The 7,340-nt window shown below is 60.5% G+C and carries 4 protein-coding genes; 3 read left to right on the forward strand and 1 reads right to left on the reverse strand.

Features of this window, described 5'->3' with window-relative positions:
• Nucleotides 1–42 precede the first annotated feature (42 nt).
• From ACIREA_RS22330 to ACIREA_RS22340, 3 genes are read left to right on the forward strand one after another with little or no spacing between them, the layout of a single operon-like run.
• Nucleotides 43–4,857, forward strand: a complete 4,815-nt coding sequence (locus ACIREA_RS22330) for a DUF1800 family protein (protein WP_397384566.1) — start codon at nt 43–45, stop codon at nt 4,855–4,857.
• Between the two features lie 6 nt (nt 4,858–4,863).
• Nucleotides 4,864–6,417 carry a DUF1501 domain-containing protein gene (locus ACIREA_RS22335; protein ID WP_397384567.1) on the forward strand — a complete coding sequence of 518 codons (1,554 nt, stop codon included), beginning with the start codon at nt 4,864–4,866 and terminating at the stop codon, nt 6,415–6,417.
• 28 nt (nt 6,418–6,445) lie between these two features.
• Nucleotides 6,446–6,928, forward strand: a complete 483-nt coding sequence (locus ACIREA_RS22340; RefSeq protein WP_397384568.1) for a hypothetical protein — start codon at nt 6,446–6,448, stop codon at nt 6,926–6,928.
• Here the strand turns inward: ACIREA_RS22340 and ACIREA_RS22345 are convergent.
• The coding region (locus ACIREA_RS22345) for a PEP-CTERM sorting domain-containing protein (protein WP_397384569.1) at nt 6,918–7,340 on the reverse strand (423 nt) is incomplete at its 5' end. The genes ACIREA_RS22340 and ACIREA_RS22345 overlap by 11 nt on opposite strands.

The raw sequence follows: 7,340 nt of genomic DNA on the forward strand, positions 1-7,340 counted from the left end.
ACCACGGCGACGGGAGCCTTTAAACAGAGCGGACAGTTCACCTTGGCTGTTCCTGCCGCTCCAGCCAACCGCTACCACATGCGGGTTGAGTTTGTGGAAACCACGGGGAACGCGAAGTGCAAATTCCAGTGGCAGATCAATGGCGGCAGTTTTGCGAACATTCCGAATGCGAATGTTTACACCAACAACACTGGCAGTACGACAGGCTGGCCTGCCAGCTACTACGCCAATACGACGCTGACAGCACCTGTGGCAGGGACGCAGACGGACAGCGCCATCACAAATGGCAACAATGGCGACTGGGGTGCAGGATCGCCCGATCCGCTGATCTACCACAATTACTTCTGCTGCCGCTGGACCGGGCAGATGCTGCCGCAATACAGCGAGACCTACACGATCACCGTGAACGCCGATGACACGGCCAAACTATGGATCAACGGCCAGCCGATGGTGCTGCGGCGCCTGACGAGTGACAATCCCAGCGTCACCTACACCTACACGCAGAACTCATCGACCAACGGCACCATTGTGCTGCCTTACACCAGCGCCGCCGTCAATGTGGGGGATGTGATTCCGTTGAAGTTCACCACCGGCAATCTCAGCGCGAACTACAACATTTCGCTGCCCTACACGGTCACTGCGGTGACACCAGGGGTGAACTTCACCACCTCACTCTCAGGCCTGAGCCTGCCTGCCTCGGGCACGGGAAGCGGCACCCTCGACACCACCAATCTGCCGATTGACTGGCCGGTTTATTCCGGAGCCGACCGCTACGCCACCCTCGCCCTCCAGGCAGGGGTGCTATATGACATCAAGCTGGAGACTTGCGAATTCAGCAGCGCTGCAGGCGCAACGCTTTCATGGTACAGTCCGAGTCAGTCGAAGCAGGCCATTCCCACCGCACGCCTGTTCCCGACGATGACCGGCCAGACTCCGCTTGCGGGCAATCCACCAGCCGGTCCGCCCGCGATCACCAGCCCGACGAATGTGATCACGATGTTGAATTCAGGCTCACCCTTCAGTCTGACACTGACAGCGAGCAATGGTGCGGGTGGATTCACTACCAGCGGCCTTCCTGCATGGCTCACGCTCACCAACGGCGTGCTCAGCGGCACTCCGCCGCAGGCAGGCATCTACCAGTTCACGGTTTACGCCTCGAACAGTGCCGGCAGCACCAGCGCCGTGGTCACAATACAAGTGAAGGACAGTGGGGGCCAGTTCACGCGTGAACTCTGGACTGCTGGAGTCACCGGGGCGACGCTCAACGACGTGCCCTGGGGTTCCGCACCGACGACCACCAATACCATCACCAGCGTCGAGGACAACACGACAACCTATGGTGCCAACACGGGGGAAAGGCTGCGCGGCTATTTCACACCTGCCACGACCGGGAACTACTACTTCTGGCTGTCAGCCGCGAATGCCGCTGAGCTGTGGATTTCCAATAACGGAGAGCCCGTCAACAAAGTTCGCCGCGCCTACGTGTCCGGCCCTACCGGCACCTCCACGCGTACGTGGAACACGGCAGCCACTCAGAAATCCGGCTGGCTCGCACTGACGGCAGGCCAGGCTTATTACATCGAGGTGCTGCATAACACTGGAGCCAGTGGTGCGGCAAACAATCTCTCGGTCGGCTGGTTTATGGATCCTACCGGCAACTCTGCCGCCATCGCCAATGGCAGCGGCCCTGCGGCGGCTACGACGGGAGGGGTGATTCCCGGTTTCGTTCTCTCGCCATGGGACAATCCACCCACCACCACCATCCCGGGAACTTTGTACATTACGAATCTACAAGGAGCAGCCGGCCTTTCAAACATCACTGGCAGTGGCGGAGCGTTCATGCGCGTCAATGGTTCCACCGCGGTGGTGCATTTGAATTATTCGGGGCTCACTTCAGGCAGCATTTTCCGCCGCATCTATTCCGCGCAAAGCGGTGGCAGTCCGGTGATGCTGTTTGATTTCGATGCTCAGGATCGCAACTACCCCACGCAACGAACTACGGATGGCGGTTATACCTGGAACATGCAGCCAGCGGACCTCACCGCATTGAACAACGGCACTGTTTTTGTCAGCATTGGAACCACCAACAATCCCAACGGTGAGCTCACTGGCACCCTTGGCGCCGTTCCAGGCTCACAAACCGCACCTGCGCTGCCCAGTTATACCGCCCCGACGGATGACCATGCGACGGACGCCGGAGCCGTGCGCTTTCTGACGCAGGCAACATTTGGCCCCTCCCCCGCCGACATCAGCAGTGTGCAGACGAGCAGCTACCGGACCTGGATTGAAAACCAGTTCGGCTTGTCCGCCACACGCAACGTTCCCTACATTCTCGCCAACCTCAGCAGCGACCCCCAGAACCCGTATAACAGCTCTCTCTTCTTCAACTCCTGGTGGAAGAACTCGGTGACCGCACCGGATCAACTGCGCCAGCGTGTCGCCTTTGCGCTGAGCGAGATTCTCGTCGTTTCGGACACCGGCCCGCTCAACAACAACGGCCGTATTCTTGCCGACTACTACGACAATCTGGTGGACTCCTGCTTCGGCAACTACCGCGACATCCTCAAGCAGGTCACGCTCACTCCAGCGATGGGTATTTACCTGGACATGCTGCAAAACAGCGTCGGCAGCGATTCCACCGGCATTCATCCCAATGAAAACTACGCGCGTGAAATCATGCAGCTCTTCTCCATTGGCCTGTACCGCCTGTGGCCGGATGGGTCGCTCGTTCTCGACTCGAGTGGCAATGCGGTGCCCACCTACGACCAATCGGTCATCACTGGCATGGCGCGCGTCTTCACTGGTTGGAGCTGGGGCCAGGCCTTGAACAACGGCAGGCTGCCAACCTCCCTCTTTCCTTCCTCCAACTACCTTGACCCCATGGTTCTGGTGCCCGCGTATCACGAGCCAGGAAAAAAAGTACTGCTCGACAACGTGGTCATCCCCCCCGCAGTCACCACGTTTGTGAATGATTCCTCGCGTGATCCGAACCCCAATCCGATCACGATTCAAACCACGGATCCCGTGCTCGGCGCCGGCAATCTCGTCACCACATCGATCACCAATTCGTATGACCTCAACGGGCTGCGGGACCTCGAGACGGCCCTCGACAACATCATCAGCAACTCCGCCGTCGGCCCCTACATCTGCCGCCAGCTGATCCAGCGACTCGTCACCAGCAATCCCAAGCCCGCCTACGTCCACCGTGTCGTCCGTGCCTTCAATGGTGAGCGCAATGTGGATGGCGTGGCCACCGGTGTGCGGGGCGACATGAAGGAGGTGGTTCGTGCCATCCTGCTCGACTACGAAGCACGCAGCACCACCGCCGCGGCAGATGTCGGCTTCGGCAAGCAGCGCGAGCCGTTGCTGCGCCTGACAGGCCCGGCGCGCACCTTCGCAGCCACGGGCATCGCAGGCTCCAGCTACCGCCAGCTCGGCTACCAGCAGATTCTCATCACCACTCCCACCGCGCACAAGCTGATCAATAATGATGTCATCCAGCTCGACTCTTTTGTCGATGCCGGCGCGTTGACAACCAACCTGCCCACCACGGGCGGCTACAGCGTCGGAAACACCACACCGAGCTACAGCACCATCAGCACCACCGGAGTCGTGACGGTGAACTCTCCGGGGTTCCAGGCGGGTGACAGTGTGAAGATTCAGTTTACCTCAGGCACGCTCGGCACCACCGCACCTTACAGCACCGTGCAGACCTATACAGTGGCCAGCGCGACCACGACCAATTTCACGATCAACATCGGAGCCAACTCTGTGAGTGGCAATCCTTCCGGAAATGCCTTTCTGCCCAACAACTTCACGGTCAACACCACCGGCATCAGCACCCCGAACTACAACGGCGTCAACAACACTGTGACCATCACAGCCTCCGGCTACATTGCCGGACATCAGCTGTATGTGAAGTTTTTCAGCGGCACTCTGGCGGGCGGCACCTACGATGGTGTTTACACGATCACCTCGGCCGCGGCCAGCACCTTCACCATCACACTGACGGGCAGCCCGCCGGCCACCAGCACTGGAGTGGCTTACATTCCGCGCTTCACCGGTGGCTATAACATCACCAATTCCGGCAGTGTCTCGACCATCAGGGTTCAAACCGGCGGCAATCACAATCTTAAGGCGGGTGATCAGGTATGGATCAACATTCTTGTGGCCAACGCCGGCACTCCCGCACCGAGCCAGTTGTATACGGTGGCCACCGCTCCCTTGCCCAATCTTTTCACCGTCACCATCACTCCAACGGTGACAGCCGGCTCACAGAGCAGCAACGGTCAGGTGGTCTATCCACTCTCCGCAGCCCAGTGGACGCGCTCCGGCACCTGCGCCGTGCAGCTGGGCACCTGGAACATGGGCTACAGCCAGAGTGACCTGACGCAGACACCGCTCAACTCCACGACGGTCTTCAACTTTTTTTATCCGGACTATCGTTATCCGGGAGATCTGGCGAATGCGGGCATGACGACGCCGGAGTTCCAGCTCACCAATGACTCCAACACCATGAACCTCACCAACATCATTGCAGGTGGGTTCCTCAGCGGCGGCAACACCAATGGTTTCCAAAGCTTCCGCAGCGGCGGCGGCTCCATCCCGATGGACATCAGCCCTTTCATGACGGCGGGGCAGACCAGCAATGCCGGCATTCCCACGCTCGTGGACACGCTTGCCACCCGTCTCATCGGCGGCAGTCTCAATGCGACCGCGCGCACGGCCATCATCAACTACGTGGCCAACAACACCAATTTTCCTTACACCACCCCCACCACGTCCCAGATGCGTGACCGGGTGCGCGCCATTATCCATCTCATCGTCACCTCCGCCGAATACGCGATTCAGAAGTAACTCCGCATGAACAAGCCTCTTCACGCTCCGTTTATTCCACGCCGCCGGTTTTTGCAGCGCTACATTCCGGCCGCCCTCGGTCTGGGCGCGCTGGGAAATTCACTCCGCGACCTCAAGCTCATGAGTTCGGCGATGGCCGCCGGTTCATTCTCCGACTACAAGGCGCTCATCTGCGTCTTCCTCAATGGCGGGAATGATTCCAACAACATGATCATCCCCACCACTCCTGCGGACTGGGCCAATTACAGCGCAGGACGGGGCACACCGCTGGCCATTCCCAACACGGATGGAGGCCCGGCCACAGCTCGGGCGCTCAATTCGCGCAACGGCACGGTGGGTTATCCCGCCAGCGATGGACGCACCTATGGCTTCCATCCGGCGATGGCGGACCTCGCCACTCATTTCAACAACGGCATTGTCGCGCCCGTGCTCAACATGGGCACGCTCAGCTTTCCACTCACCAAGGCGCAGTACAGTGGCAAGACGGTGCCGAAGCCGCCGCAGCTTTTTTCGCACAGCGACCAGCAGACGCAATGGCAGACCTCGCTGCCGGATCAGCCCTATGTCAGCGGTTGGGCCGGCCGCCTGGCTGACCTTTTCTCGTCTCCGCCCGATGTGAACTCGGGCGGTCAGGTGTCGATGGCGGTGACGTTGGCGGGCTCGAACATCTTTGAAGTCGGATCTCAAAATTTAGCCCCCCAGTACGCTATCACCACCGGCGGTGCCGTGCAGCTCAGCAGCGTCACCGGGGCCAGGCAGACCGCGCTGCAGTCCATCCTGAATGCCGACAAGCTCTCCGCCGACCTGCAGACCAAGGCTTACGCAGGCGTGCTGGACCATGCCATCACGGAGGCGAACATTCTCAGCACCGCGCTTACGGCGCAGGGCAGCCCTTCGTGGTTCAGCCGCTTTCCCACCACAATCACCACTCCCAATGGCGGCTCCACCTTCTCTTCTTCGCTCATGTCCCAGATGAAGATGGTGGTGCGGCTCATTGAACTGGGCAGCAAGTCCGTCGCCAGCGGCGGTCTTGGCATGAAGCGGCAGGTCTTCTTCATCCAGGTCGGTGGGTATGACACGCACACGGGCCAGACCAATAATGCAGGCCAGAGCACTTCCAACAACCCCGCCGTCATCATCGGTGCCCAGGCCAACCTCCTGGCCGAGCTGAGCCAGACACTCAACGGTCTCATCCTGTCGTTGCAAGACATTGACACCCTGCGCGGCGGCGGCTCCAACCTCAAGAGTGCTGTGACCGCCTTCACCGCGAGCGACTTTGCCCGCACCTTCCCAACCAACGGCTCTGGCAGTGACCACGGCTGGGGCGGACATCATCTCGTCATCGGCGGCGCGGTCAAAGGCGGAGCCACTTATGGCAAGTTCCCCACTCTCGCAGTGAACGGGCCGGATGACACGGGCATCGGCCGCTGGATTCCCACTACAGCCGTGGATCAATACTCGGCCACGCTCGCTTCATGGTTCGGTGTGGATTCCTCGAACATCAGCACGATCTTCCCCAACATTGGCCGCTTCTCCTCCCCCAACCTCGGCTTCCTCTGAGTCCGTTGGTTGAGATTCATTGACAGCTATGAACCGCACACGGGTATTGTGGATCACGGGCCTGCTGGCGCTAATGGCAGCGGCTCTCTGGCTGCTGACGCGTTCGGACCAAGAACCTGCTGGCAAGCTGGCGCAAACGCCCCCGCCGCCAGCGGTGCGTGCGGAGCCGGTCCAGGCCACGGCCCCGCTGCCGCTGCAACCAGATGTCGGCGTCGAAAACGCGGCCGCCTCCGATCTTCAGCGCATCACGCGACTGCTGCGGGACTACCGCACCATCGCAGGAGACAACCCCATCGGCTCCAATGCCGAGATCGTTGAGGCTCTCTCGGGCGACAACCCCAGGCAGGCAAAAATCCTGCCCGATGATCTGCCCCGCAACAGCAGCGGCGAACTGGTGGACCGCTGGGGCACGCCCTACTTCTTCCATCAACTTTCCCGCAACAGCATGGAGATCCGCTCCGCCGGTGCCGACAAGAGAATGTGGACGAGTGACGATGTCTTCACGCGTTGAGGCGTCTTGCTGTGCGGCGGCGCAAGGTTGCGGCGCCTACACCGATGAGCAGCATGAGCATTCTGCCGGGTTCGGGGGCGGATTGATACGTCAGCGTGAGCGTGGGCGCAGGTTTATCCCCGCCCGGCTGTTCGCGTGACGCAAAGCGACGCGCCGTGCCTGCCACGTTTTCGCTCTCGCTGATCAGTGCAAAACCATAGTTTGTGGACGGGGAACTCAGCCACGACTGCACATCGGCGACCAGTTCGGAAGATGATCCCCACAGATAAAGACCCACGTCGCCCACGGAGGTCGTGGCGCTGGGTGTGCTGGCAAAGTCCGTGCCGATCTGCCCCCCTGGTATCGTCCAGCTATCGCCCGTCGTGTTGAAGTGGAGATCATTCCAAGTGGTGTCCCCGGTGGCGGATGGAGA

Source organism: Prosthecobacter sp., assembly GCF_044373815.1.
Classification (GTDB): domain Bacteria; phylum Verrucomicrobiota; class Verrucomicrobiia; order Verrucomicrobiales; family Verrucomicrobiaceae; genus Prosthecobacter.